The sequence below is a fragment of the Sphingobium sp. B2D3C genome (assembly GCF_025961835.1).
GTDB lineage: Bacteria > Pseudomonadota > Alphaproteobacteria > Sphingomonadales > Sphingomonadaceae > Sphingobium.
In genome coordinates, this window is sequence record NZ_JAOQOK010000001.1 from 1,112,177 (window position 1) to 1,136,076 (window position 23,900).

Sequence of the window (23,900 nt, forward strand, 5' to 3'; positions counted from 1 at the left end):
GCTCGAAGATCCCAGACTTCGCGGTCCCGCGAGAGAGCTTGGCTGGTGCCGGTACATGCCTTTGCGGTGACAACCGCCTTTGACCTCAGGTCAAGTGACCGACGGGCAGTCACACTGGATATTGTCGCAATCGACGGTTACTCAGAGTCGCTTACTAATGAACGCGAGGACCACATGAAGCCGCCGAGAACAAAGCCGTCTGAAATCCGACGCGAGGACATCCTGGGTGCAGCCGCCGCCCTGTTTCTTGAAAAAGGAATATCGGCGACGACGATCGAGCAAATCGCGACCAAGGCCGGCGTCGCCAAGGGCACTTTCTACCTTTATTTCCAGTCGAAAGAGGACGTCCTGGCGGGACTTCGCGCCAATTATATCGCAAGGTTCGTCACGGAAATCGAGGCCAAGGTCGAGGCGGTGTCGCCGGACGATTGGTGGGGCAGGCTACGGGCGTGGTCGAGCGCCATGGTGGATGGCTATCTCGAGGATGTCCCTCTTCACGATATTGTCTTCCATGAACCGCCAACGGCAGCAAGGAGTCCCAGCGGCGACAATCCCGTGACCGACAGTCTTACTCGCCTCATCTCTTCTGGATCGCGCGCTGGTGCCTGGGAGGTGCCCGAGCCCGATATCACCTCGGCATTCATCTTCCATGGGGTTCATGGTCTGATCGATGGGGCAATATTGCGCGGTGACTTGGCGCATCGGAAGGGCATCGTTTCTCGCGCGGAGGCGCTGTGCGCCAGTATCATGGGCCGTCCACGCTCGGCTGACGCGGACCGCTTCGCGCAAGCGATCCCGATCGTTCGCATCTTCGACGTTGCCGCCGCCTATGCCTTCTACTGTGATTATCTGGGCTTCTCCGTCGACTGGGAACACCGCTTCGCTCCCAGCGCACCGCTTTACGCCCAGGTTTCCCGCGAAGGGTTGCGCCTTCACCTGTCCGAGCATTCCGGCGACGCGACGCCGGGGGGCAACATGGTCGTGGCGGTTCGCGGCCTCGTCGATTTCCTGAAGGAACTGGAGGGCCGACCCTACAGGAACCTCAGTCCTGCTATTGAGGACGACGGAGAGCGCCAGACGCTGGAGGTGATCGACCCTTTCAACAACCATATCCGATTCATGGAGTCCGCTGTGGTTTAGCCTGGCCCGCTCGTGCCAAAGCCTGACTTGATCTGCCAGCCGGCTCCCAATGACCGTGGGTCAGCAGCTCCATAATCCAGTCCCAAGGCTCTTACGAAACGCGCAAAGGACGTATCAGACGAAAAGTTCATTGACTCACTGACCAACGGTCAGTCATATTCTTTGCGATGTCACATGCTTCGTCCTTTGGCCGCCTAAGTGGCGGCGCCCTTGTACGCACGATCACGCTTCATGGCTTTGTTACAGCGGCCCATCTTGCCGAGGCTGTCCTTGTCGCCGAGGCGATCGGTGCGACCGTCTCGGGAGATAGCCAGCGCGGCCTCATGCTGGTCATGGGCCTGCTTGTATTGGCTATTGCGCGCGCAGCCGCAGGAATGAGCGCCGAAATCGCCGCTTCGAAAGGAGCAACCCTGATTGCTGCGCGTCTACGCTCTTCGCTGGTGGCGAAGCTGGTCGCCATTGGCCCATCCCAATCTGGCGTAGATTTCGCGGGGACGGTAACGAGGGGCGTCGATGCGATGGCCTCCTATTTCCGGACCTACCGCGTCGCCCAGGCTTCCGCCTGGATCGGATCCGCGATGTCGATCATCGCGATCGGCTGCTACGCGCCGGCCTCGGCAGCGATACTCCTTCTTTTTGCCGGCGCGAGCCCCCTTGTAGACCAGGTTTGGCTCAAATTGCGTCGACAGCAGAATGCGGGCGTCTTTGCCGCCATGGGCCGCTTCTCGTCCTTCTTGCTCGAAAGCGTCCAGGGCATGGCCACGTTAAAGGCCTCCGATGCGCAGGCTCGGCGCAGGTCGGAAGCCGTCTACAGGGCGGCCGCCTTGAGGCGCGAAACGATGCGGAGCCTCAACGTCGGGCTAGGGCGCGAAGGACTCACTGCTTTCCTATCGTACTCGGGCATCGGCATCGCGGTCTGGGTTGCTGCCCAAGACGCCATGCACACGCCTGCCGACACGACGCCATTGCTGGTCGTGCTGTTGGCCGCACGCGAAGTCTTTCGTCCGCTTGAGAGGCTGCAGAAGGCGCTTCATGCCGCCTGGTCCGCTGACGATGCCGCGAAGGGCATAGGGACCGTGCTCGATATGCCCCTGCCAATTCGCGATCCCTCAGAGCCGATTACCCTGCCATCCGGTTCGACCATTGAATTCGACCACGTGTCCTTCGCCTATGGCTCGCGAACAGACAAAGCGCTGGACGATGTCAGCTTCGTCATAACTGAAGGCCGAACGCTTGCGATCGTCGGGCGATCCGGCGCGGGCAAGAGCACCATTGCCTCGCTCATTCAGCGCTTCGAGGATCCGCTCGCCGGTGCGGTCAGGATCGGCGGTGTCGATATCTCTCAGGTTGCCGTGGAGGACCTCAGGTCCAAGATCGCGGTGGTCTCGCAAGCCACCTACCTGTTCCCCGGCACGATCGCGGACAATTTGCGGCTGGGCAACGAAGCTGCACCGGTCGATCGACTTCGCGAGGTCGCCCGCGCGGCCGGGATCGACGATTTCATAGCGCAGCTACCAAAAGGCTATGACACGCTCGTCGGCGAACGCGGGGCCGGCCTTTCCGGGGGGCAAAGGCAGCGCATCTCGATCGCGAGGGCGTTGCTCAAGGACGCCCGGATCGTCATCCTCGACGAGCCGACGTCAGCCATCGACCGCGAAACCGAGCGCGTCATTCAACATGCGCTGCAGCAGCAACTCGCCGGCCGGACGACGCTGATCATTGCCCATCGTCTGGCCACGATTGCCCACGCCGACGAAATCCTCGTGCTGGACGGAGGGCGTCTCGTCGAACGGGGCAACCATGCGCAGTTGCTGGAGATGTCCGGCACATACGCCACGCTCGCCAAGTTGCAGGGGATCGAGGCATGAGCACGCCAAGCCCGACGACTTGGGCATTTTCCGACCTGGTCGGGCTGCTTCCCATCGTGGGACGGCAGCGCCGCGCGCTCGTGCTCACCATCACGTCCGGGCTCTTCGCCCTCTCGCTTTCGACGGGCCTTGTCGCCCTTCTCGCGTGGATCGCAGGGGGTGTGGCGAGCGGCGTCCGACGCGACCTGATGCTGGAAGGGATGGCGCTGGCGCTCCTGTGCATTTCAACGGCGCTCGCAAGATGGTGGCAGTCCGCTGTTTCCCACGACCTCGCGTTTGCGCTCATCGAGACACTTCAGATCGAAGTTTTCGACGGCGTCGAGCGATCCGCGCCCGCCACGGTCATGGGCCAACGAAGCGGAGACATTGCCGCGACGGCGGTCGGCGACGCTGATGCAATGGAGATGTTCTTCGCCCATTTGCTTGGCGACTATGTCGCCGCGCTGGCTGTGCCGCTCGCATCGCTGGTCGCACTGGCGATCGTACATCCCGCGATCAGCCTCGCTTTGCTGCCCCTCGTACCATTGCTTCTCGCAGCGCCTTTCGTCCTTTCCAAACGCGCCGGAGAACAGGGCGACGCCCTCGCTCTCATCAAGGGGCGTCTGAACGCCGAAATCGTTGAGGCGGCGGCCGGCATCCGTGAAATCCTCGCCTTTGGGCGCGGCCCCAAGCTGATGGCGCGCATGGATGAAATTGATCGCGAGCTCAGCGTCGCGAACGCGGTCTACGGCCGACGCGCAGGTTTGGAGACCGGTGCGATCGAGCTGGTCCAGACGGCGACCGTGGTGGTCGCGGCATCTATTTCGCTATGGCTATATACGAAAGGCGAACTGACGCTCGAAATGCTTCCGCTCGCCGTGGCCCTTGGTGGAGCCGCCCTGCTACCCTTAAGCGAAATCGGGCAGGCGGCGCGATCATTGGGCCAGCTGCGTGGCGCGGCCAAGCGATTGATGACCATCTTTCGCCAGCCGGCCCGGATCCAGGACACCGGCACGCAGTTGCCGGACGGTGGCGACATCGCCTTCGACCACGTCTCCTTCGCCTATTCACGCGAACGCGCTCCCGCTCTTCGTGGCACCACCTTCAGCATCTCGCAGGGCGAGACGGTAGCGCTGGTTGGACGCTCGGGATCGGGAAAATCCACCTGCGCCAACCTGCTTCTCCGGCTCTGGGATGTGGACGAAGGTGCGATCCGCATCGGGAACGTCGACATTCGGTCCATGAGCCTGGCATCGCTGCGCCAGCTCGTCTCCATCGTCGAACAGGATGTAGTCCTTTTCGAAGGGACGATCTCCGACAATATTGCGCTCGGCAAGCCGGACGCGACACCGGGCGAAATCCGCATGGCTGCCAAGGCTGCGCAAGCCCATGCCTTCATCTCGGCCTTGCCCGATGGCTATGATACGCCGCTCGCCTCGGGCGGGACAGGCCTGTCCGGCGGACAACGACAGCGCATCGCCATCGCGCGCGCGCTTGTACGCAATACTCCCGTCGTCATCCTCGACGAGGCGTCGTCGAACCTCGACGCTGAAAGCGAGCATGCCTTCCAGCAGGCTCTGGGCGCCATTCGCGGAAGCCGAACCTTGGTCGTGATCGCGCATCGCCAAACCACCATCGGCGCTGCTGACCGGGTGATCGAACTGAGCAACGGTGCCGTCGTGGGGAATGGGCTATGACGCCATTGCTAGCCTTGTCGCAATGTGCGGCTTGCCTCGCCAGCGTGACGCCTTGCCCGGTCCACGAGGATAATTCCGGCGCGCATGGAGATATCGTGGTCACGGCGCGTCGCGTCGGCGAACGCTTACGCGACGTGCCGGTTTCGATCACGGCAATCGCGCCCGATGCGTCGCTGAACGGCACCCTGGATGCCGCCACGGAAATCAGCAGGCGCGCTCCCAATGTAAGCATCACCGATGCTGGCCAAGGCCGCCGGGTCGCGCTCGTGCGGGGCGTTGGCTTGCTTGGACTTCCGATCAGCCCGTTCGATACCACCATTGGCATCGCGCTCGATGGCATGCCCCTCTCGTCCGACGTAGGGTTCAGCCAGACGCTCGACGTGACGCGCGTCGAGATGTTGCGTGGTCCACAAAATGTGCTTTTCGGGCGCAGCTCGCAAGCTGGCACGATCAATCTGGTCACTCGGCAAGCCGATGGCACCTCCGAACTGAATGCCAGCTTCGAAGTCGGCGACACAGGTCTCCGGACCGTTGAAGCGACCGCGGGGGCAAGCCTGATCGACGGGATCCTCGCCGGAAGGGTCGCCGTGCGATCGGCGCGGACGCGTGGATCCTTGCGCAATTTAGGAACCGGATCCGCGCTGGGCGCCAACGAGGTGACGGCTGGCAGGGCCTCGCTCCGCCTCACGCCTGCATCTGGTTTACGCATGCGCCTGTCGCTCTACCGCGAGGAAACGACCGGCAATCCCTCCAGCTATGTCGTGAAGGAAACGAAGGACAAAGCCCTGAACTGGCTGGACGTCGACCCCTTCGAGTCGCGCAGGGTGACGACAGGCGCCCTGGAACTTGTCCAGGAGACGCCAGGGTTCGAGATCGCCGCGAGCGCAGGCCTGCAGGCAATCGACTTGCACGGCGATCTCGAGCTTACCGACGCCCTCCTTTATGCGCGCATTTTCGGTAGGCCGCCGCAAGAGTTCACTAATTCCGCGGCGACTGACTTCAGCGCCGTGCGGAGCCGTGAACGGGTGCAGTCCGCCGAGGTTCGTTTGTCTTCCAACCCCGGCGGACGCGTCCGGTGGATCGGTGGCCTGAGCGCCTACGCGTCAAGATATGCATATGGGAACCGGCAGACCAATTCGATCTCGCCTGCTTCCAATGCGGATGTCACCGCGCGGATCGCAACGAGGTCGCTCTCTATTTTTGGCGAGGTCGGGATACCGCTGAGCAGAACTACAGCCTTGACGCTCGGCGCCCGAGCAGGCCGTGACCTCACGACGTTTCGCAGCCAATTCGACTCCCTCGGCACTCCGGGGGTCATCCCCGCTTTCAACGAAGCCGCCCGCGTCAAGGAGACCTGGGCAAGCGGTGGCGTCACATTTGAATGGCGACCCGGCGGTAATCGAATGGCCTGGATATCCTTCAAGACAGGACGCTCGCCGGCCGGCTTCGCCAGCTACAATCCGAACGCCGGAAAAGGAGTTAGCCAAGCGCCGTATCGCCGATCGATGTCCCTTGCCTACGAAATAGGTGGCCGCCACGCACTCCTCGACGGCAAATTGGATGTCAGCGTGAGCGCCTTCTACAACGATGTGCGGTCGGGACACCTCCAGGCGCTGGACTTCGTCAATAGCCGCACGATCGTGGAAGCCCTGGACTACAGGACATATGGGATCGAGCTTGAAGGACGCCTCGACACCGGTGTCGGCTTCGACATCGTGGCCAATGGCGGGTTGACCAGCACGTCGATCGGCGAGGTCCCCACGGGCAGCGTGACTGGGGCGCGAAGAGGGAACCGGGTCCCAGGCGTGGCTGGCGCGACCGGCTTCGTGGGCGTTGGCCGCAAGGTCGCGTTCGTCGATGGCATGCTGGACACCCAGGTCGACATTCAGTTCGTCAGCGCTCGCGCGGCAGACCTGTCGAACGCCTTCGACCTTGCCGGCCATGCGTCAATCAACGCCAGGGTAGCGTGGAAGAAAGGCCGCCTCAGCGCACACCTGTTCGCGCGCAACCTCCTCGATCGCAGGGCCGAGACGCTCGGTACCCAGTTTCTCTCGGTCGCGGCGGTCTTCCTTGGACCTCGCCGCACGGTCGGAATTGGTCTTTCCTGGCAGCTTGGCACATGAGTTGCCACCATGCGCCGACCACGGCGAGCGAACATCCCGGGTACCGCGAGACCTACCGGTCGACATACGTCCAACTCGCGATCCTTGGTTTGCTACAGAGCATCCCGATCTGGTTCTACGGAATGTCATTGCCCGCAGTCCTTCGAGAACAAGGGATGTCGCTCCATCTCATCGGCCTGCTGGCAATGACATTCCTGCCCTATTCACTCAGTTTCATCTGGGCGCCGATCTTCGACATGGTCAACCCGCTTGGCCTGGGACGGCGCCGAGGTTGGCTGGTGCTGATCCTCGCAGCAATGGCGCTGCTCAACCTGCTTTCGGCCGCGACACCGCCCGCTGACAATCTGGCCGGCCTGGTCGCGATTATCTTCCTCATTTCCTTTGCGTCCGCATCGCTGCGCGCCGCAACGTGGGGCTATGCAGTCGCGGCGCTGCCACGCGACAGGCACTGCTGGGCCACCGTTGCGATTGGCACGGGCGCCGGGATGGGAGCGCTGGCGGGGGGAACGCTTCTCCTGGCTGTCTTCGCCGAGCTTGGATGGGCGAGCACCCAGCTGATCAGCGCCGCCTCCCTTGCGATCGGCGCGATGATCGTAGGTCGCGCTGCTGAACCAGGGTCGGGCGACGAGCAACCTTTACCGTCTCGGTTGCGACTCGCAGCACCGCTTCATTTGCTGCGCAGGGCTGGCGTCATTCCCTTGGCGCTGCTCTCAATCGCTGCCGGGCTCGGCATGGGCGCCACCTTCAAGATGATGCCGCCAAGGCTAGTCGACCTCGGCTTCTCCCTGGCGGAGATCGGGACGCTCAATGGCGTCGTGACTTGCGCCAGCTGGGTGATAGGTGGCGCTGCCGCAGCCTGGATCATCCGGAAGCTCGGTCTTCGATGGGGCCTCGCCGTCGATCTCGCCCTCCTCGCCGGAGCTTCTGGGCTCAGCGCTGCGAATGCGTCGATTGGCGCGAATTCCCCCATGCTGATCGCTGTCGAATTCGTCGGCTTCTATATTGCCATGAGCTTTGTCCTCGTCGGGACCAACAGCGCTTTCATGGCCACCGCCGGGCGCGAGTCAGGCAGCATGGACGTCACGGCGTTCAGCTGCCTCATGTCATTCGCGCAAATGGGCGGTGCGGTGATTGCCGGCTTCCTTTCTGAGGAAGCCGGCTACGCCACCTCGTTCCTTGCAAGTGCGATCCTGGCTCTCGCCGGCATCTGCCTGGTGCCGTTGCTGCGGCTTCCAAGAAACGGACATGCCTCGCTTACCAACATCGACAAGAAAGGATTGGAATGTGACGCTGTGCCTGCGGCATGATCATTTGGACCACAGCTTCGGCGAGCGCTCGGCCGCCCCGGAGCGCAGCATGGTCGTCGTCACCGCTATCTCGCTGGTCGTCATGGTCGTCGAGGTCGTGGCAGGGTGGATGACCGGCTCGACGGCACTGCTGGCGGATGGCATCCACATGGGCACCCACGTCGCCGCTCTCGGGCTCGCGGCGGCAGCCTATTACCTCATGCGCAGACATGCCGAGGACCGGCGGCTCAGCCTCGGCTCGGGAAAGATTGGTGAGCTTTCGGCCTTTGCCAGTGCCCTGCTTCTCGGCGCGTCGGGTGCCTGGATCATGGTCGAGGCGTGCGAGCGCCTGCTCGAACCACACGCCATTGCTTACAGCGATGCCCTTGTCGTCGCGACCCTTGGATTTATCGTCAACCTGGGATGCGCGCTGATCCTTGGCAGCGGGCATCATCATCACGGCCCTGGCGAAGATCATTCCCCGGACGACCATTGCACGAGCGGCACGCATGACCGCGATGGCCACGGCCATGCCAAAGGGCACCACGGGCATCATCACGACTCAAATTTCAAGGCTGCCTTCATCCATGTGGTCGCGGACGCGTTGACGTCGCTCGCCGCGATCACCGCGATCGCCGCGGCATGGGCTTTTGGCTGGAACTGGCTCGACCCGCTGGTCGCCCTCGCGGCCTCAGGGGTCATCGTGTCCTGGTCATGGAACTTGCTCAAGTCCAGCGGCTCGGTACTCCTTGACCTCGAGGCGGCCGGCGCCCTGCGAACGCACGCCCTTGAGGCGATTGGCGAAGGAGCAGGCTTGCACGTGACCGACCTCCATCTGTGGTCGGTTGGTTCCGGCTTGTTCACGATGACGGCCCAGGTCGTCGCCCACGAAGAGTTGGATCCGCAGGACTTGCGCGGCCGTCTGCGATCCCTGCCGATCGTGCATCCCGTCATAGAAGTGCGCCAATGTCGCTGCTCCTGAATGGGCGCCAGCACTGAAGCCGGCCGCGACGACGGAAATTCGATGATCAGATTTTGCAAAAATGGGGGCTCGATGCCGGCTAGCTGACGGCGGGAGGATTACGGAGGATGCCGGTGGACCGATGGCGGCCATGGCTGGCGACAGGCACGGCACTGGCCGACTGCTTCATTCGCGCCGTCCGCGCCGCCACCTCTTCACAGGAACTGGCCTCGCTCATGGAAGCGGTTACCGCGGACATGGGATTTCGCCACTACGCGCTCATTCACCATGCCGACCTGCGCGGGGCTCCCCCGGGCCGGGTGAACATCAAGCACTATCCGGAGCTCATCACCGCGCGGCTCATCGACGGTGGCGCCTACCGACGCGATCCAGTGCTCCGCGCATGCGCGTTCGCCGACGCCGCCTTCCTCTGGTCCGAGATCGATCGGATCATCGCCCTGGATCGCCGCGACCGCCTCGCTCTGGAAGCAGGGCTGGCCCTGGGACTGAACGAAGGCATCACCGTGCCATGTAGCCTGCTCGGCGACACTTTGGGATCCTGCACTTTTGCAGGAACGAGGCGGCCCGGCAGCGTCGCTCGTCTCCTGGGCCCGGCGCAGATGATCGGGGTCTTCGCATTCCAGGCGGCCCGCCGACTGATTCTCGGGCCACGGCCCCTGGTCGCCCTGCCAAGGCTCCAGCCCCGGCAGCGGGACTGCGTCGTCCTTGTCGGTCGCGGCTTGTCGAACAAGCAGATCGCACGCGCACTCGGGCTGACACCCCGCACCATCGACGGCTACATGACCGAGGCTCGGGAACTGTTCGATGCGCATGGTCGAACGGAACTGGTGGTGAGTGCCTTGTTCGCCGGCGAAGTCGGCCTCGATGAGCTGAGGCAGGGCGAGTCCGGATAGCCGCTCGCATTATTTACGACGCGCCGGTCGCGGCATCGCGTGCAAAGCCCGCAGCAGTTCCTCACGGTTTCAAGTCTCCGCCCATCCAACGGGAGGACGGTCGGCGGCGCCGAATTCGCTCGGGTCAACCCCGAGCAACTGCTCGGCCTGCCGAGGCACCCGATTGGTGCTTCCTTGTCGCGGTTCGCAATCAGGGAGCAAGCCATGATCCATCTCATCGAAAACCATCTCGAGCCTGGCAACCGCCCGCTTCTCGAATCCATGTTCGCCGACCGGAAACTCCAGTTCGTCGACTTCTTTGGCTGGGACGTGCCGGTCGTGGATGGGCGGTTCGAGATCGACCAGTTCGATGGCCCGCGCGCCGTCTACATCATCGCGGCCGACGACGAAGGCAGGCACGAGGCATCCATGCGGATGTTGCCTACCGTCCTGCCACATTTGCTCGACACGCTATTCCCCCATCTTTGCTTCCGCGGCGTGCCGACCGGTCCGACGACCTGGGAGAGCACGCGGCTCTGTCTACCACAACGGCATGGGGCAACCCGGCGCCTCGTCCTGCGCGATCGCCTCATCTCCGCCATGGTCGATTTCGCGCTCGCCCGCGGCATCGACCGCATCACTGGGGTGATACCCGATGGCTTTCGCAAGCTCGTGCTCGCCATGGGCTGGAAAGCCCAACCGCTTGGGCCCGCCGTTCGTATCCGCGGCGGCATGATCGGGGCCTTCGCGATCGACATCGACCGCGATACGCCCGACCGCCTGGGATGGACCGGCGTGTATCGCCCTGCTGAAGAACGGATCGCGGCATGAGGCCCCGGCTCGAGGCGGAACGCCTGAGCGGCGACCTCGCACGCGAGGGCTGGTGCGTGGCGGAGGGCCTCGTCGCACCCGCCACGATCGCCAGTCTAGAGCACGATCTCGATCCGCGTTTCGCGGCGACGCCCCTGTGCCAAGGCACCTTCTATGGCGCGCGCACCAAGCGGTTCGGAGGCTTGCTAAAACGCTCGCCTCGCGCCGCCGAACTTGTCATGCACCCAATGGTCCTGGAGGTCGTCGAGCGGCTCCTGTCCCCATGGTGCGAGCGGATCGCGCTCAACCTTACGCAGGCCATCGAGATCCATCCGGGTGCGCTCCCGCAGCTACCGCATCGCGATCAGGACATGTGGGCCGGTCCCAAGGGGAGCATCGAATATCTCGTCAACGTGATGTGGCCGCTCACGCCGTTCACCCGTCAGAATGGCGGTACAAGGCTTTGGCCGCATAGCCATGAGGATCAGGACGAGCCCGTCCTGCCGGAGGCTGAGGCCCTGGTGCCCGCCGTCGCTCCGGGCGATGCATTGTTCTTCCTTGGATCGACACTGCATGGTGGCGGCGCAAACCGAGCGACGACGGTTCGGCGCGGCATAATCATAAGCTACTGCCTGGGCTGGCTGAAGCCGTTCGAGCTTCAGTGGCTGGTCTACCCGCCGGCAATTGCGCGTACATTCGCACCCGACTTGGCCGCGCTTGTCGGATACGCGCAGCATCGGCCCAATCTCGGCAACGTCGAAGGACAATGCCCATCGATCCTGCTCCGCGGTGCCTTGCCCGAACATCTGCCGGCGATCGACGCGCTAAGGCCCGACCAGGTCGAGGCGGCTGCCGCCTTCCTCGCCAGCCAACGCACTGGCGACAAATGACGAGCGTCGTGCCTCCCGGTCAATGGCGCGACGAGGTCGCCTATCGGGCAATCGTCGCCGGGGGGCGCAGCGCGCTGGCCTGGGAATTGCTGCGGCGCGACCCGGTTTACGCTGCAGCTCTCCGCGGTCCAGCGAGCGCTCCGTCCCGCGTGGTCACGGCAAATCCCGCATCTTCGAGCCGCTGGGGGTTGCACTTTCCCGATTGATCCAGCGCAGGATTGTACCCAGGCCACTCCGATCTGGTCGGCGGGGACGGACCCGGCTGTGCTCGCGGTGCATTGCCGGCCGGCCTCGGCGGCAGGGCCAGGCGCCCTCGACCTTGTCGAACAAGATGCATGCGTCGCAGTTTCGATGGCCGGCGAGCATGTTCGAATCCGTCTGGGAGCGACATCGCTGCGGCTTGACGTGGTCTCGGGCACGATGTTGTCGGGGGCCGTGACGATTGATCCCCTGGTTCAACTCGGGAGCGCGCTGGGCGAACAGATTAAGGCCGTGCGGCGCCTGGATGCACTGCTTCATGATGCTGTCGTGCCAGAAGTGAATGAAGTGCACATCGAGCGCTTGGTGCTGGCGCTCCGCGTGGCCGATGCCCGCCGCGAAGGAGCGAGTTTGCGGGAAATCGCAAGGGGGCTGTTTGGCGACTGCGACTGGCCGGGAGAAGGGGAGTGGGTGAAATCGCGGGTGCGGCGCCTAGTGGCCCGTGCGGGACTTTTGAAACAGACCGGGCCGATGGGAGTCTTCCGATATTAGTAGCCATCGATTGAATTTCATAGCGAGAGCCTCTTTCGCCAAGTCATTCTCCATCTGGATCGAGAGTTATCACGAGACTTAGAATGATAGCGTAACTCTACTGCTTTTAGGACCTTGGTGGCCTGAGCAGGTCGCAAGGGTCCACCCTCAGGGCGACGGCCAATTTCCCTAGGACCGTCACGCTTGCAGAAACGCGTGCGCGCTCGATCGACCCGACATAGCGCGAACTAAGACCGGTGCGATCGGCGAGCTCTTCTTGCGTTATGCCGCATTCCTGTCTCAACAGGCGCAGATTTGTCGCAAGAAGATCCTTGAGCTCCATCCCGCACTGGTCGCGTGACCGGAACTATCCTTCTAGGAACGATAGTTCCTATTCGTTATAAGGGCATGTGAGTGGGTAAGGATCGGTTGGAATGCTGAAGCTGCAACAGGTTGCCCCGGCAGGTGAGATCGTCGAGTATGACCGTCAACATCTTTCGTTATATGCGCAATTGATCGACGCCGCTGATGCAAAAGTAGACTGGCAAGTCGGAACTGTTGAAATCCTGGGGTTCGATCCGAGCTTTGATGAGGACGCAGCTCGACGCTGCTGGGATACGCATGTCGCCCGGGCTCGCTGGATAGTCGGCAATGGCCTGCCATCTGCTGTGAAGGCGTTTGGAAAATCTATCCGTTGAAAATGCTTTCGTGGGCTAATTTTTCCGTCCCGCGCTCACGCGGCCGCGCTCTGCGGCTTGCTACACTGCGCCGCCGAGTTCCTGGCGGATCTCGGCCTTAGGCAACGATCGCTGACGGTGGACGATGTCGCCGCGTGAGTCACGCGGCGGCGCATTTGTCTGGGCTTCCCATTACGGCGGGTGCGGGCGGCGCGCCCCGCTAGGCCCGTCGCGACCAGCGGCAACCCCTTCGCGCGCTCCGGGGTGCTCCACTTCGTTACGCCCTTCGGTGTCGCCGGCCGCTGGAGCCGGGCCTCTTGGTCGCTCCTTGCCGCCCACCCCCGCCTTCCGGGGGGCCATGTGGTTTTGGGCGTGAAGGAGGATAACGATGCGAAACGCCAGCAGCCATAGTGCCCGACGCAAGGGCGCGCCGAAGGCTCCAAAAGCCGAGACGCGGGCCAGCCTATACGACGAAGTGACCTCGCGGATAATTTCCGAACTCGAGGCCGGGCGCCTGCCGTGGGTTCAGCCATGGGGAATGCCCGGCGGCACGGGCCCAGGCATGCCGCGCAACGCGGTGACCGCGCGCAACTATTCAGGTGTCAACGTCCTGATCCTTTGGGGCGAGGTGATCGCCCAAGGCTGGCCTTCGCAATCATGGCTGACATTCCGCCAGGCGCAGGACGCCGGTGGTTGTGTCCGCAAAGGCGAGCGCGGCGTGGCCGTCGTCTATGCCGACCGCTTCACGCCCGAAGCCGAAAGGGAGCGCGCCTCGCGCGAGGGTGGTGAAGCAAGGGCCGTTTCGTTTCTCAAGCGCTTCACCGTTTTCAATGTTGCACAGTGCGAGGGACTTTCCGCGGGGCTCGCCCCCGATCCCGCCCCGCTGCCGGAGCGCGAGATCGTGCCCCTTGCCGAGGAGGTCATGGCCGCTTCCGGCATTGACGTCCGCATCGGCGGTGACCGCGCATTCTACGTGCCGAGCCATGACTTCGTGCAGGTTCCGCCACAACCGGCATTCTTCGAGCAGGTAAACTATTACCGGACCTGCCTGCATGAATTGACCCATGCGACCGGCCACGCTTCGCGACTGGCGCGCGACCTCACCAATCGCTTCGGCAGCAAGGATTATGCCCGCGAGGAACTCGTCGCCGAAATGGGATCGGCCTTCCTATGCGCGTCGCTCGGCATCACGCCAACGGTACGTCACGCCGATTATATCGGCGCGTGGCTCGACGTGTTGCGAGAAGACAATCGCGCGATCTTCCGGGCCGCCAGCGCGGCGAGCAAGGCCGCCGAGTGGCTGCTGTCGCGGCACCGTGAAGCTTGGCATTCGAGCGACGGCGGGAGGCTGGCGGCATGACCCTTCTGACTCCCGAATTGCGCTTTGCGCTCCGCGCTAACGACCTTTCCCGTCGCGCCTGCGAGGCGAAGGGCGAGCGCTTCGATCCACCGCCCGTCCTGAAGCTGTTCAATCCGCTCGGGGCGGCAACCTGGCTCGCGACCGAGTTGGCCGAGGACGACGACACCCTCTTCGGGCTAGCCGACCTTGGCTTTGGGTGCCCCGAGCTCGGTTACTTCAGCCTGTTGGAGATCCAATCGATACGCTTGCCCTATGGGCTGTCGATCGAGCGCGACCTGGCGTTTGAAAGTAACTTTCCGCTGACTGTCTGGACCGAGACGGCGCGGCGCGCCGGATCGATCCTCTGGGCCGGGACCCTTCTGCGCCGGACCGGAAAGGCGCACGACGAACCCTCGCGAAAGCCAACCTGATTCCGGGCCGGCACCGCCCTGGTCAACAGGGCGGCGGTGAGCCAGCTAGCAGTGGCCTTCGCCTCGATCTCGAACCCGGCCCGTGTGCAATTGCGAGAATTTTGCCGCGCGGCCTCGCCCGAGGGGCTCGGCCGCGCGGACTTCCCCACTCCAGGAAGTCGTCAGGCAGTCACGACTGGGCGATCGTAATTCTTGGCATAGCATTCTCGACCCCGGTAAGGATCTCGACGATATCGAAGTAGCGGTCCCAGAAGGGCGTCTCCCGAAGATCCTCGACAAGAAGCTGGTAGGCGTGATGATCCGCTGCGTCCCACAGCCAGATATCCGTGACCCGCGTCGAATAAAATTCCACGTCGAAGAAGCGGAGCGACACGCTGGACGCGTGCTTCTTGATGATCGGAGTGAACTGTTCGGCCAAGAGTTCAAAGCGGCGGTCGACCGTGAATGCCAGCCATTCGGGGCTGGTTTTTACGAGCATGAAGACCGAGAGGGTCGTCTCGAAAGGGGATTGGATCGAATTCATGATGCATCCTTGCCTCGTTGATGGACGCGCCTAGAATGCGAGCAAATCCTCATATCAGGCTACTCGCATAGAAAATGCAGCGGACGACCGACCAGCAGCAGCGCCCATCGCCCAGGAAAATGCCACGACAGGCCCGGTCGGGAGAAACCGTACGCGCGATCGTCGAGGCCGCCGCTCGCATTCTGGAGGAGGCTGGACTCGCCGCCTTCACGACAAATGCCGTCGCCGAGCGCGCTGGCGTCAGCATCGGATCGCTCTATCAGTACTTCCCCAGCAAAGACGCGCTGATTGGCGCCCTGATCGTTCGGGAAACCTCCCAACTCCTCAAGGAATGGGAGGCGGCACGAACCGCGCCAAAAGGACATGAGACGCTGTCGATGCTGGTGGAAGCAGCCGTCGACCATCAGTTGCGCCGCCCGGTCCTCGCGCGGATCCTGGACCTAGAGGAGGCGCGCTTGCCATTCGACAAGGGTACCCTTCAGGTCACAGCCCGTTTGCATGCGATCCTGCTCGACGTGCTGGGCCGACCGGATGTCGCCCCGCAAGACGATCCGGAGACAGCGGCGCAGGACGTGCTGGCGATCCTCAAGGGCATGGTCGATGCCGCCGGACAACGTGGCGAACGGGATCAGGTGACCCTCGGCCGCCGCGTCAGGCGTGCAGTATTCGGTTACCTAGATAGCGTTTCGTGACCGCTGCCCCCCTGACGGCACAGTTTCGCCGCCCTCCGGAGCAGTCTCCTTCGCCTCGATGACCCTGCTCCTTGCGGATCGACGGAAGCGCCAAGATACCCATTCCCATCGTCATGGCGCAGCGTCATCCCCCCGCGACGAGTTGATCTATATAGGCCTGCAGCGTGGTCTCGCCGCGTTCATATGTCTCAGGCATCGGGAAGCCTCCATCGACGCTTACCGCAGTCATCTTGGCATAGGACTCCGCTGCAGCCTGGGAGAAACCAAGCTTTTTGAAGGCCTCGACCCATTGCTCACGCGGCGTGACCAGGACCTTGACCGGTGTTCCCAAGGCCTTGGCGAAGGCGCCGGCGACGTCTCTCGGACTGTATCGGCTTGGTCCCTCGACATAGTGCAGATCTTCGCTTCGGGCGGGCTCCAGCAGCCGCCGAGCAGCCGCGCGACCGAGATCGATGGGCGCCACCATGGGAAGCTCGAGGTCTGCCGGGATCATCGTCGGCAGCGTCCCAGCCTTGGCGGCGTCCAGCAGGTCATCCCAATTGCTCATATAATAGGCTGCGCGCTGGACGGCGAAGCGTATCGGTTGCCGAGACAAGGCCTGTTCGAACTCATGGAGGATGTTGAGATCGCCGCAACGCTCGCCCGGCTGCGCGCCATAAGTTGATTCGAGGACGACCTTCTCCAGGCCCGAACCGTCGAGCGCAGCCATGATGGCGTGGACCGTACCCAGCTCCTCGCGCTCGGTGTCCCCGGCGACGTCGCCCGGCGGATTGAGAAGAAAGGCGCGGCGGCCACGCTGGAACACGGCGCGCAAGGCGTCGCTGTCATGCACATCCACGACTGCTGTCTCGGCGCCACGCGAGCGCCAAACTGGCTCGTGCCGAGCACTGTGCAAGACGGCAAGGACGGTTTCGCCCTGTTCGAGCAGCGCTGTCGCCGCCGCTGATCCGACATGTCCGCTGGCGCCTAGAATGATGATCATCATGTCCTCGAAAGCTGTGGCATTCGCGTAATCCCGGAGACGCCATTTCGTTCGTCCTGCGCTGGCCAGGCTGCGATCGGGGCCATCTGGGGCGCGACAGCCTGACCGCAATGCAGCGCTGTCATTCCTTGCTTGCGATCAGGTGGCCGCGCTCGAGCGGCGTCCCAATCGTTGGCGCCAGTGAGGCACGCTTTTCCTTCGATCGGATCGATCGCCGGCGCGTTGCCTTGGCCGCCACGCTGAGGAGGCGATGGAAAGTCGGACATTCGACCAGCCGCGGTTGCGGACAAGCTGATGCGTGAAGGAGGCCATCGCGCAAGGCGGTGAGATGCTGGATGCGTCGATCGATTTCGTCAGCCTTCGCCACAAGCGTTGCCCTGTCGATGTCTGGCTGGCCATCGTCGCCGAGCATCTCGGCAACCTCATCCAGGGAGAAGCCGGCCGCCTGCCCGAGTGCGATCAGCGCCAGGCGATCGTAGATTGACGGGCTGAAGATCCGCCGCAGGCCTCGGCGGCCGATGGGAGAAATGAGGCCGCGCTCCTCGTAGTAGCGCAGGCTCGACGCAGGGACGCCCGAGGCTTTGGCGACTTGCGAAATATCCGGGCTTTTCATGCTTGACCTCAAGTTGGCTTGAAGTGGCATGCTGCCCCCAATGCCGTTTGGCGGCAAGCGCGAAAGGATAGGAATGACACAGCTGAAAGCGAAATATGACGAACAGTCAGCCGTCTGGAACGGGGTAGCCGGCCATGCCTGGGCACAGGAACAGGACCTCATCAACGAGGCATTCAAGCCGATGGAGGATCGCCTGGTCGAGGAGCTCTGGACGGTGGGGGCGGCAAAGGTCCTCGATGTCGGCTGTGGCACTGGCGCGACCACATTGGCGCTGTCCAAGATGGGCCACGGCGCGGTCGAATGCGTCGGCATCGACATATCGCAGGAAATGATCGCCGCGGCCCGGGCTCGGGCCGCCGCGCGGCAAAGCACGGCGCAGTTCGTCTGCGCGGACGCACAGGCCCATGCTTTCGCCGCGACTTTCGACATGATCGTTTCCCGCTTCGGGGTGATGTTCTTCGATGAGCCAGGCTCGGCCTTTCTCAATCTTCGTCGCGCATGTCGCGACGCCGCACAGATGCGCCTGCTGGTGTTCCGGACCGCCAGCGAGAATCCGTTCATGACGACCGCTGAGCGAGCCGCAGCGCCGCTTTTCCCGGCGGTGCCCGTTCGCGTGGACGGCCCAGGCCAGTTTGCGTTTGCCGACACCGCGCGCGTTCGCGCCATTCTCGAAGCTGGTGGTTGGACGGGCGTCGAATTCCAGCCGATCGATTTCGAATGCAGCTTTCCGAGCGGGAAATTGCAAACCTTCTTCACCCGGTTAGGCCCCTTGGGCCGGATCCTTCATGAAGCGGACGCTGACACCCGCACCCGTATCGTCACCAGCGTTCGTGCCGCCTTCGAGCCCTATGTCGACGGCGACCGGGTGCGTTTCGAGGCGGCTTGCTGGATGGTTTCGGCACGCGCGGGCATCCAGTCCGGAATGCTGTGAGCGTCGCGTCTGGACGGGTGATGGCGAGGTGCTGGGGGCGGTCAGGCATGGTCTGCCTGGTCCGGGGACGGAAGAGGGAGAGGTCCCGCCACTGACCTACAGTCTCGCAGGTGTAGCCATCGCCAAGCCCCCTGTTGCTCCATTTGCTGTCACGCCGCCCCGGTGGCCTTCGACGATTGCGGTCTGCCGCAGTCCCTTTCCTGGCGCGCAACGGCAACGCCGACCTTCTTCCCCGACGCGGTACCCGCGTCTCCTCGCGAGGCAAGAAGCTCGGCTTGATGCCGTCCTCCGCTACGCTTCGGCCCACGCCCCCCATCGCCAGCGAGCGATGGGGCCTTTGGCGGGGTGCGCGCCGAAGGTCCGGCGGCGTGACAACCGCATCGAGGCCGCATGGGGCGGTATCGGTCACGAAATGGAGGTTATCATGGCACAGATCGGTAGTTTCACCCGCAGCGAGGACGGCGTCTACAATGGCGAGATTCGCACCCTTACCCTTCGCGTCAAGGCCAGCATCCGGCCAGTCGAACGCGACCACGACAAGGCTCCCGACCATCGTGTCAGCGCAGGCGGCGTCGAGTTCGGCGCTGGCTGGACCAAGGCGGCGCGTGAATCCGGTGCCGAATATGTGAGCCTCAAGCTCGACGATCCGTCGTTGCCTGCACCGATCTACGCGACGCTCACGCAGGGTGACGATGGCGAGCACAAGCTCATCTGGTCGCGCTGAAACGTTCGGCCCCGCGCGATCTGCGCGGGGCCGGGCCATGGGTGTCGAACAAGCCGCTCCCTGTTTCGGCACTCATCAGCCAGGGTCGCCCGGCCCATCCACGGTGCCTCGATCGCGCAGTTGCGATCGCCTCAAAAGGATAAGGCACTCATGGAGAGCGACGATGACATCGCCAGGGCGAATCGCGCCAAGCGCGGATCACCCTTCCTCAATACCGACCAGGCCGCAGCCTATCTCAAGATCTCAACCCGGCTGCTGAAGCGCCTTCGCCGCGCCGGCAAGGGACCGGTGTTTCGTCGGCACAGCCGGTTCGTACAATATCATATCGACGATCTGGACAGTTGGTCCAGCGAGCATGCCGGGCGGGATTTCGCACGATGAGACGGCGCCCTGTTTCACTCACCGAGACGCCGCTCCTAGCCTGGGGGGATGCCCTACGCGCGGCAAAGCGGCGGCGCAGGCGGCTCCGGCGACGCATGGCAGCCGTTGGCTGCTCACTCGCGCTCTTGCTCGCCCCGGCGATCGTGCCGCCAACGCCGCGCCTCGTCTGGAACGCGAGCACGAGCGCGCCGATGGGCCTTTACTGGATCACGCCGGGCGCGAGCATCGAGCCGGGTGAGATGGCGGTTGCACGCCCGCCGCAAGCCTTTCGGCGGATGGCGGCCGAGCGCCACTACCTGCCGATGAATGTGCCGCTCGTGAAGCGGGCCGTCGCCACGGCCGGCGACGAAGTCTGCGCGCTGGGTCACCAGATCTTCCTCAACGGCCGGTGGCTTACCGTGCGAAAGTCGAGGGATCACGCCGGGCGACCGATGCCGATGTGGTTGGGATGCATTCGCCTGCGCGGCCGGCAACTCTTCCTGCTGATGGACAGTCCGGCGTCGTTCGACGGGCGATATTTCGGGGTTACAGAAGGCGACGACGTCATCGGCGGGGCGCGGCTGCTATGGGCGCGCTGAAAGCTTTGCTCGCTGCCGTGCCGCTGGCCATCTCCAGCCCAGCTCATGCGCAATCGGTCCAGGACTGGCGGCGATACATCCTCGAGGCATCGAGCCGGTTCGGCGTACCGGTCGCTTGGATCGAGCGCGTGATGCATGCCGAAAGCCGGGGCCGAACCCATCTCAATGGCAAGCCGACCCGTTCATCGGCAGGGGCGATGGGGGTGATGCAATTGATGCCCGGAACCTGGGCTGACATGCGCGCCCGGCTCGGCCTCGGCAGCAATCCCGACGACCCGCGCGACAATATTCTCGCCGGCACGTTCTACCTGCGGCTGATGTACGATCGCTTCGGTTATCCGGGCTTGTTCGCCGCCTACAACGCCGGTCCGAAGCGCTATGCGGACTATCTTGCTGGGCGGGTCAGGCTGCCATCCGAGACGGTCGGCTACCTCGCCAGGGTCGCGCCTGCCGTACCCGGCCCGGTGCCTGCGCCGATGCGTCCAGCCCCATCGCCATCGATCTTCGCGGTGCGCAGGAACGTGCAGGCGATTGGTCCATCGGACGCTAGTTCTTCCCCAGCGTCGTCGCTGTTCGTCACGCTGTCGCAGCGGGACTGATCGTGATGTCGCGTGTGTCGGCGAGGGAGGAAGCTCGTCTCGATAGGCCCAGCATGACGGGTGGCGGAACGGCTCTCAAGGCCCGCGGGTGCCCCCCAATTTTCTTCGAAAATCGGTGCCCCCCACGTCCACTTCGCGGCGCTGCGCTTCGCTCCGCGGCCCTGACAGCCGCTCCGCCACCCGTCCCTCAAACGCCGTTCTCGATGATGGGAACATCAGCGTTGGAGGTCATCATGAGCATGTATCAGAGCATCGGAACGGCGTCGGATCGCGTTCTGGAATCCTTGAAGGCTGGGCTGGAACTGGAGTTTGGGCGCGGTGCCGGGGAGGCATTGGCGCACCGGTTTCTGGAGGCTGAGGAAGCGGATTTTCGCTGGGATGCGCGTGTCGAGGAACGCTGGATCGGCGCCTATAACGGCCCCGACGACGAGGAATTCGAACTCGATCGGATCGCGATTTGCGGGCGGCTCGATGGCAAGTGGTTCTGCGCCACCATGCTCGTGGATGGCGATGGCAATGCCCACGGAATGATGGGGTGCCGGCAATTCCGGTCGCTGGTCAGGGCGCGGGATACGATGCTCCATGCGCACTGATCGCAGCGCATACCACGGAGAGAGGCGGCGTCGGCTCGGCGGCGTCTCTCCACCTTTTTTGAGCCGTGAGGGTGGGAAGGAAGGAAGAGAGGGGAAACAAGATAAAGGCAGTGTCTCGCGACGCTGCATAAGTCTTTGTCTGCACATCCTTTTTTATAGAGACTGGCGCTTCGCGCCGCGAGACAGCGGCGGCAGGAATGGCGGAAATCAGCCATTTTGCGGCCCAGATCGCGAGACTCTGGGTCTCTCCGATGTCTGACGACGATTTCACGCCCAGGCTCGGCAGGAAGCGCGGCAAGGACGGCAAGCGCGTCACTAAATATGTCGGTCGCATCCTCGCCGCGGCGCGGCTTGCCGGCACCAAGACCGGCATCAGATCACGCCGCTTCGATGGCAGCCGGATCGGGCGCGGCGCGAGCATGGGGCGCTTGCTGTCGAGCCGCGACCGGCTTGCTGGATTCCGCGGTCGGCGGGCCGTCGTCAAGACGAGCCTGATCCGTCTCCAGGGCAAGGCCGGCCAGGTCGCCCGCGCGCACATGCGCTATATCCAGCGCGACGGGGTGACGCGCGAGGGGCTACCGGGCGAGCTCTACGGCCCGGAAACCGACCGCGCGGACGGCGAAGATTTCCTCAAGCGCACGAGCGGCGACCGGCACCAGTTCCGCTTCATCGTCTCGGCCGAGGACGGCGCCGAATATCCCGACCTCAAGCCCTATGTCCGGCGGTTGATGCATCAGGTCGAACAGGACCTCGGGACCAGGCTCGACTGGGTCGCGGTCGACCACTTCAACACCGAGCGCCCGCACACCCACATCGTCCTGCGCGGCGTCGATGATCGGGGCGACAACCTCGTCATCGCGCGCGAGTACATCGCGCATGGCCTGCGCGAGCGCGCGTCCGAGCTTGTGACGCTCGACCTGGGGCCACGCACCGACCATGAGATCGAGGCGCGCCTGCGCCACGATGTAGACCAGGAACGGCTGACCGCAATCGACCGGCGCCTGCTGCGACGGGCGGACAACGCGCGCGAAGTGTCACCTGCTGACAACGACCCGTTCCAGCAATCGATAGCCGCCGGACGGCTGCGGAAGCTCAAGACGATGGACCTCGCCGAGGACATCGGCGGCGGTCGCTACCGGCTCGCCGACGGACTGGAAGATACACTGCGCCGCATGGGCGAGCGTGGCGACATCATCCGGCTGATGCAGCGCGAATTGACCGCGCGCCGGCTCGACCGGGCGGGCGTCGAGCACGTCATCGCGACCGAGGTGCGCGAGCCCATCATCGGGAGGTTGATCCAGCGCGGCCTCTCCGACGAGCACCGCAACCGCCACTACGCCATGATCGACGGCATCGATGGCCGCGTCCATTATGTCGATATCGGCCGGGCCGATGCGACGCCGTCCGTCGCAGAAGGCGCTACCGTCCGCATCGAGGCGACGAGGGCAACGGTCAGCCAGGCCGATCGCACCATCGATGCCGTCGCGCGCGCCAATGGCGGGCGCTACTCGGTCGACCTGCATCTGCGTCACGATCCGCAGGCCAGCGAAGCCTATGCGAGCAGCCACGTGCGCCGGCTCGAGGCGATGCGCCGCGCCGGCGCCGGCCCCGAGCGCTCCGCCGATGGCAGCTGGTCGATCCCGCAAGATCATCTGGCGCGCGCGGAAGCCTTCGCGCAGCGCCAGCAGCGCGAACGCCCCGTGTCGCTGTCCATCCTGTCGACACGGGCGATCGGCGACCTCGCCGCGATCGACGCGCCGACATGGGTCGACCGCGAGATCGCGTCCGGAGAGCTCGCACCTCGCGACGCCGGGTTCGGGCGTGAGGTGCGGACGACATTGACCGCACGCCGCCAGTGGCTGGTCGAGCAGGGCTTGGCCGAGGGCGAGGGTCGCGATTTCCGGCTGGCGCGCGGTGCGCTCAACCAGTTGCGCCAGCGTGAGTTGATGGCGGCGGGCGAGCGCCTTGCCCGTCCCGTCGGCAAGCCTTTCGCGCTGACAGGCAACGGCGACAAGATCGAGGGCGTGATCGCGCGCCGCGTGGACCTCGAGAGTGGCAGTTACGCGGTGGTCGAGCGGTCGCGCGACTTTACGCTGGTGCCGTGGCGTGACGTGCTGGAGCGCAATATCGGCAAGGCCGCATCGGGCATCCTGCGTACCGACGGCATCAGCTGGCAGTTCGGTCGCGCGCGCTCGGGCCCCACTATCTCGTGAGCGACGCCGTCAGCCCCTGAGTTGCCGCTCGACGGCGTCGGCGCTGTTGCCGACCGCCTTCACCGCCTGTTCCAGCCGCTCGCGGCTCACACCAAACTTGCTGGTCCAATATTCGACCTCATAGTCCTCGCCGAGCGCGATGCGCGACGCGTCTTGCGGCCCGCGAAGTGTCTTGTCGTCTGCCATGGGTTCTCTCCTGTTATGACGCTGCAGAAAACGCCGCGCGGCGCATGACGTTTCCGCGCCGT

The 23,900-nt window shown here is 64.1% G+C and carries 27 protein-coding genes; 22 read left to right on the forward strand and 5 right to left on the reverse strand.

Annotated features, from left to right (window positions below; genetic code table 11):
• The first annotated feature begins 174 nt into the window (after positions 1-174).
• The 11 genes from M2339_RS05155 (at position 175) to M2339_RS05200 (ending at position 12,397) form a co-directional block, all read left to right on the forward strand.
• A complete protein-coding gene (locus M2339_RS05155; protein ID WP_264606205.1) occupies positions 175-1,140 on the forward strand; it encodes a glyoxalase superfamily protein in 966 nt (321 codons plus the stop codon).
• A gap of 167 nt (positions 1,141-1,307) precedes the next feature.
• Entirely contained in the window at positions 1,308-3,008 is a 1,701-nt protein-coding gene (locus M2339_RS05160; protein ID WP_264606206.1) for an ABC transporter ATP-binding protein, read from the forward strand.
• Positions 3,005-4,684, forward strand: a complete 1,680-nt coding sequence (locus tag M2339_RS05165; RefSeq protein ID WP_264606207.1) for an ABC transporter ATP-binding protein — start codon at positions 3,005-3,007, stop codon at positions 4,682-4,684. Before M2339_RS05160 ends, M2339_RS05165 begins: the two co-directional genes overlap by 4 nt.
• Positions 4,681-6,807, forward strand: a complete 2,127-nt coding sequence (locus M2339_RS05170) for a TonB-dependent receptor (protein ID WP_264606208.1) — start codon at positions 4,681-4,683, stop codon at positions 6,805-6,807. Before M2339_RS05165 ends, M2339_RS05170 begins: the two co-directional genes overlap by 4 nt.
• Positions 6,804-8,114 carry an MFS transporter gene (locus tag M2339_RS05175; protein ID WP_264606209.1) on the forward strand — a complete coding sequence of 437 codons (1,311 nt, stop codon included), beginning with the start codon at positions 6,804-6,806 and terminating at the stop codon, positions 8,112-8,114. The genes M2339_RS05170 and M2339_RS05175 overlap by 4 nt, the downstream gene beginning before the upstream one ends.
• A complete protein-coding gene (gene dmeF, locus M2339_RS05180) occupies positions 8,092-9,075 on the forward strand; it encodes a CDF family Co(II)/Ni(II) efflux transporter DmeF (protein ID WP_264606210.1) in 984 nt (327 codons plus the stop codon). The genes M2339_RS05175 and dmeF overlap by 23 nt, the downstream gene beginning before the upstream one ends.
• A 107-nt stretch (positions 9,076-9,182) precedes the next feature.
• Positions 9,183-9,968, forward strand: coding sequence for a LuxR family transcriptional regulator (locus tag M2339_RS05185; protein WP_264606211.1), 786 nt, complete (start codon positions 9,183-9,185; stop codon positions 9,966-9,968).
• Positions 9,969-10,007: 39 nt separating this feature from the next.
• Entirely contained in the window at positions 10,008-10,778 is a 771-nt protein-coding gene (locus tag M2339_RS05190) for an acyl-homoserine-lactone synthase (protein WP_264606212.1), read from the forward strand.
• Complete coding sequence (locus M2339_RS05195; RefSeq protein ID WP_264606213.1) at positions 10,775-11,647, forward strand: phytanoyl-CoA dioxygenase family protein; 873 nt, start codon at positions 10,775-10,777, stop codon at positions 11,645-11,647. Before M2339_RS05190 ends, M2339_RS05195 begins: the two co-directional genes overlap by 4 nt.
• Positions 11,644-11,853: a transcriptional regulator domain-containing protein gene (locus M2339_RS16220; protein WP_413714719.1), complete on the forward strand. Its 210-nt coding sequence runs from the start codon at positions 11,644-11,646 to the stop codon at positions 11,851-11,853. Before M2339_RS05195 ends, M2339_RS16220 begins: the two co-directional genes overlap by 4 nt.
• A gap of 229 nt (positions 11,854-12,082) precedes the next feature.
• Positions 12,083-12,397, forward strand: coding sequence for a DUF2285 domain-containing protein (locus M2339_RS05200; RefSeq protein ID WP_264606214.1), 315 nt, complete (start codon positions 12,083-12,085; stop codon positions 12,395-12,397).
• 106 nt (positions 12,398-12,503) lie between these two features.
• On the opposite strand, the gene M2339_RS05205 is transcribed toward M2339_RS05200, so the two are convergent.
• Positions 12,504-12,719 carry a helix-turn-helix domain-containing protein gene (locus tag M2339_RS05205; RefSeq protein WP_264606215.1) on the reverse strand — a complete coding sequence of 72 codons (216 nt, stop codon included), beginning with the start codon at positions 12,717-12,719 and terminating at the stop codon, positions 12,504-12,506.
• Between the two features lie 91 nt (positions 12,720-12,810).
• On the opposite strand from M2339_RS05205, the gene M2339_RS05210 reads away from it, so the two are divergent.
• From M2339_RS05210 to M2339_RS05220, 3 genes are all read left to right on the forward strand, one after another.
• Positions 12,811-13,074: a hypothetical protein gene (locus M2339_RS05210; RefSeq protein WP_264606216.1), complete on the forward strand. Its 264-nt coding sequence runs from the start codon at positions 12,811-12,813 to the stop codon at positions 13,072-13,074.
• A gap of 367 nt (positions 13,075-13,441) precedes the next feature.
• The gene (locus tag M2339_RS05215) at positions 13,442-14,413 is read left to right on the forward strand and encodes an ArdC family protein (RefSeq protein ID WP_264606217.1); all 972 of its coding nucleotides are present in this window, start codon (positions 13,442-13,444) and stop codon (positions 14,411-14,413) included.
• Positions 14,410-14,823: a DUF2958 domain-containing protein gene (locus tag M2339_RS05220; protein ID WP_264606218.1), complete on the forward strand. Its 414-nt coding sequence runs from the start codon at positions 14,410-14,412 to the stop codon at positions 14,821-14,823. The genes M2339_RS05215 and M2339_RS05220 overlap by 4 nt, the downstream gene beginning before the upstream one ends.
• Positions 14,824-14,992: 169 nt before the next feature.
• On the opposite strand, the gene M2339_RS05225 is transcribed toward M2339_RS05220, so the two are convergent.
• On the reverse strand, positions 14,993-15,346 hold the full coding sequence (locus M2339_RS05225; protein WP_264606219.1) for a darcynin family protein: 354 nt from the start codon (positions 15,344-15,346) through the stop codon (positions 14,993-14,995).
• Between the two features lie 74 nt (positions 15,347-15,420).
• Here M2339_RS05225 and M2339_RS05230 point away from each other — a divergent pair, with 74 nt between their 5' ends.
• Entirely contained in the window at positions 15,421-16,038 is a 618-nt protein-coding gene (locus M2339_RS05230) for a TetR/AcrR family transcriptional regulator (protein ID WP_264606220.1), read from the forward strand.
• Between the two features lie 124 nt (positions 16,039-16,162).
• Here the strand turns inward: M2339_RS05230 and M2339_RS05235 are convergent, their stop codons facing one another.
• Both M2339_RS05235 and M2339_RS05240 read right to left on the reverse strand, forming a co-directional pair.
• The gene (locus tag M2339_RS05235; protein ID WP_264606221.1) at positions 16,163-17,023 is read right to left on the reverse strand and encodes an NmrA family NAD(P)-binding protein; all 861 of its coding nucleotides are present in this window, start codon (positions 17,021-17,023) and stop codon (positions 16,163-16,165) included.
• Positions 17,024-17,141: 118 nt separating this feature from the next.
• The gene (locus tag M2339_RS05240; protein WP_264606222.1) at positions 17,142-17,633 is read right to left on the reverse strand and encodes a helix-turn-helix domain-containing protein; all 492 of its coding nucleotides are present in this window, start codon (positions 17,631-17,633) and stop codon (positions 17,142-17,144) included.
• Between the two features lie 28 nt (positions 17,634-17,661).
• Here M2339_RS05240 and M2339_RS05245 point away from each other — a divergent pair, with 28 nt between their 5' ends.
• The 7 genes from M2339_RS05245 to rlxS all read left to right on the forward strand — a co-directional run bounded on the left by M2339_RS05245 (position 17,662) and on the right by rlxS (position 23,652).
• Positions 17,662-18,564 carry a class I SAM-dependent methyltransferase gene (locus M2339_RS05245; protein ID WP_264606223.1) on the forward strand — a complete coding sequence of 301 codons (903 nt, stop codon included), beginning with the start codon at positions 17,662-17,664 and terminating at the stop codon, positions 18,562-18,564.
• 424 nt (positions 18,565-18,988) lie between these two features.
• The gene (locus M2339_RS05250) at positions 18,989-19,288 is read left to right on the forward strand and encodes a DUF736 domain-containing protein (RefSeq protein ID WP_264606224.1); all 300 of its coding nucleotides are present in this window, start codon (positions 18,989-18,991) and stop codon (positions 19,286-19,288) included.
• 150 nt (positions 19,289-19,438) lie between these two features.
• On the forward strand, positions 19,439-19,669 hold the full coding sequence (locus tag M2339_RS05255; RefSeq protein ID WP_264606225.1) for a helix-turn-helix domain-containing protein: 231 nt from the start codon (positions 19,439-19,441) through the stop codon (positions 19,667-19,669).
• On the forward strand, positions 19,666-20,247 hold the full coding sequence (locus M2339_RS05260) for a S26 family signal peptidase (RefSeq protein ID WP_264606226.1): 582 nt from the start codon (positions 19,666-19,668) through the stop codon (positions 20,245-20,247). The genes M2339_RS05255 and M2339_RS05260 overlap by 4 nt, the downstream gene beginning before the upstream one ends.
• The gene (locus M2339_RS05265; RefSeq protein WP_264606227.1) at positions 20,235-20,846 is read left to right on the forward strand and encodes a lytic transglycosylase domain-containing protein; all 612 of its coding nucleotides are present in this window, start codon (positions 20,235-20,237) and stop codon (positions 20,844-20,846) included. The genes M2339_RS05260 and M2339_RS05265 overlap by 13 nt, the downstream gene beginning before the upstream one ends.
• Positions 20,847-21,079: 233 nt before the next feature.
• A complete protein-coding gene (locus M2339_RS05270) occupies positions 21,080-21,439 on the forward strand; it encodes a hypothetical protein (protein WP_264606228.1) in 360 nt (119 codons plus the stop codon).
• Between the two features lie 197 nt (positions 21,440-21,636).
• A complete protein-coding gene (gene rlxS / locus M2339_RS05275; RefSeq protein WP_413714720.1) occupies positions 21,637-23,652 on the forward strand; it encodes a relaxase/mobilization nuclease RlxS in 2,016 nt (671 codons plus the stop codon).
• A 9-nt stretch (positions 23,653-23,661) separates the two neighbouring features.
• Here rlxS and M2339_RS05280 read toward each other — a convergent pair whose 3' ends face one another.
• On the reverse strand, positions 23,662-23,838 hold the full coding sequence (locus M2339_RS05280) for a DUF3606 domain-containing protein (RefSeq protein WP_264606230.1): 177 nt from the start codon (positions 23,836-23,838) through the stop codon (positions 23,662-23,664).
• Between the last annotated feature and the right edge of the window lie 62 nt (positions 23,839-23,900).

Bases quoted from the DNA above. Each gene is read 5' to 3' on its own strand.
- M2339_RS05280 (WP_264606230.1), bottom strand. From the start codon at position 23,838: ATGGCAGACGACAAGACACTTCGCGGGCCGCAAGACGCGTCGCGCATC.
- M2339_RS05165 (WP_264606207.1), top strand. From the start codon at position 3,005: ATGAGCACGCCAAGCCCGACGACTTGGGCATTTTCCGACCTGGTCGGG.
- M2339_RS05195 (WP_264606213.1), top strand. From the start codon at position 10,775: ATGAGGCCCCGGCTCGAGGCGGAACGCCTGAGCGGCGACCTCGCACGC.
- M2339_RS05155 (WP_264606205.1), top strand. From the start codon at position 175: ATGAAGCCGCCGAGAACAAAGCCGTCTGAAATCCGACGCGAGGACATC.
- M2339_RS05210 (WP_264606216.1), top strand. From the start codon at position 12,811: ATGCTGAAGCTGCAACAGGTTGCCCCGGCAGGTGAGATCGTCGAGTAT.
- rlxS (WP_413714720.1), top strand. From the start codon at position 21,637: ATGGCGGAAATCAGCCATTTTGCGGCCCAGATCGCGAGACTCTGGGTC.
- M2339_RS05250 (WP_264606224.1), top strand. From the start codon at position 18,989: ATGGCACAGATCGGTAGTTTCACCCGCAGCGAGGACGGCGTCTACAAT.
- M2339_RS05175 (WP_264606209.1), top strand. From the start codon at position 6,804: ATGAGTTGCCACCATGCGCCGACCACGGCGAGCGAACATCCCGGGTAC.
- M2339_RS05205 (WP_264606215.1), bottom strand. From the start codon at position 12,719: ATGGAGCTCAAGGATCTTCTTGCGACAAATCTGCGCCTGTTGAGACAG.
- M2339_RS05255 (WP_264606225.1), top strand. From the start codon at position 19,439: ATGGAGAGCGACGATGACATCGCCAGGGCGAATCGCGCCAAGCGCGGA.
- M2339_RS05220 (WP_264606218.1), top strand. From the start codon at position 14,410: ATGACCCTTCTGACTCCCGAATTGCGCTTTGCGCTCCGCGCTAACGAC.
- M2339_RS05265 (WP_264606227.1), top strand. From the start codon at position 20,235: ATGGGCGCGCTGAAAGCTTTGCTCGCTGCCGTGCCGCTGGCCATCTCC.
- M2339_RS05230 (WP_264606220.1), top strand. From the start codon at position 15,421: ATGCAGCGGACGACCGACCAGCAGCAGCGCCCATCGCCCAGGAAAATG.
- M2339_RS05225 (WP_264606219.1), bottom strand. From the start codon at position 15,346: ATGAATTCGATCCAATCCCCTTTCGAGACGACCCTCTCGGTCTTCATG.
- M2339_RS05185 (WP_264606211.1), top strand. From the start codon at position 9,183: ATGCCGGTGGACCGATGGCGGCCATGGCTGGCGACAGGCACGGCACTG.
- M2339_RS05270 (WP_264606228.1), top strand. From the start codon at position 21,080: ATGAGCATGTATCAGAGCATCGGAACGGCGTCGGATCGCGTTCTGGAA.
- M2339_RS16220 (WP_413714719.1), top strand. From the start codon at position 11,644: ATGACGAGCGTCGTGCCTCCCGGTCAATGGCGCGACGAGGTCGCCTAT.
- M2339_RS05245 (WP_264606223.1), top strand. From the start codon at position 17,662: ATGCTGCCCCCAATGCCGTTTGGCGGCAAGCGCGAAAGGATAGGAATG.
- M2339_RS05235 (WP_264606221.1), bottom strand. From the start codon at position 17,023: ATGATGATCATCATTCTAGGCGCCAGCGGACATGTCGGATCAGCGGCG.
- M2339_RS05215 (WP_264606217.1), top strand. From the start codon at position 13,442: ATGCGAAACGCCAGCAGCCATAGTGCCCGACGCAAGGGCGCGCCGAAG.
- M2339_RS05260 (WP_264606226.1), top strand. From the start codon at position 19,666: ATGAGACGGCGCCCTGTTTCACTCACCGAGACGCCGCTCCTAGCCTGG.
- M2339_RS05240 (WP_264606222.1), bottom strand. From the start codon at position 17,633: ATGAAAAGCCCGGATATTTCGCAAGTCGCCAAAGCCTCGGGCGTCCCT.
- M2339_RS05160 (WP_264606206.1), top strand. From the start codon at position 1,308: ATGTCACATGCTTCGTCCTTTGGCCGCCTAAGTGGCGGCGCCCTTGTA.
- M2339_RS05170 (WP_264606208.1), top strand. From the start codon at position 4,681: ATGACGCCATTGCTAGCCTTGTCGCAATGTGCGGCTTGCCTCGCCAGC.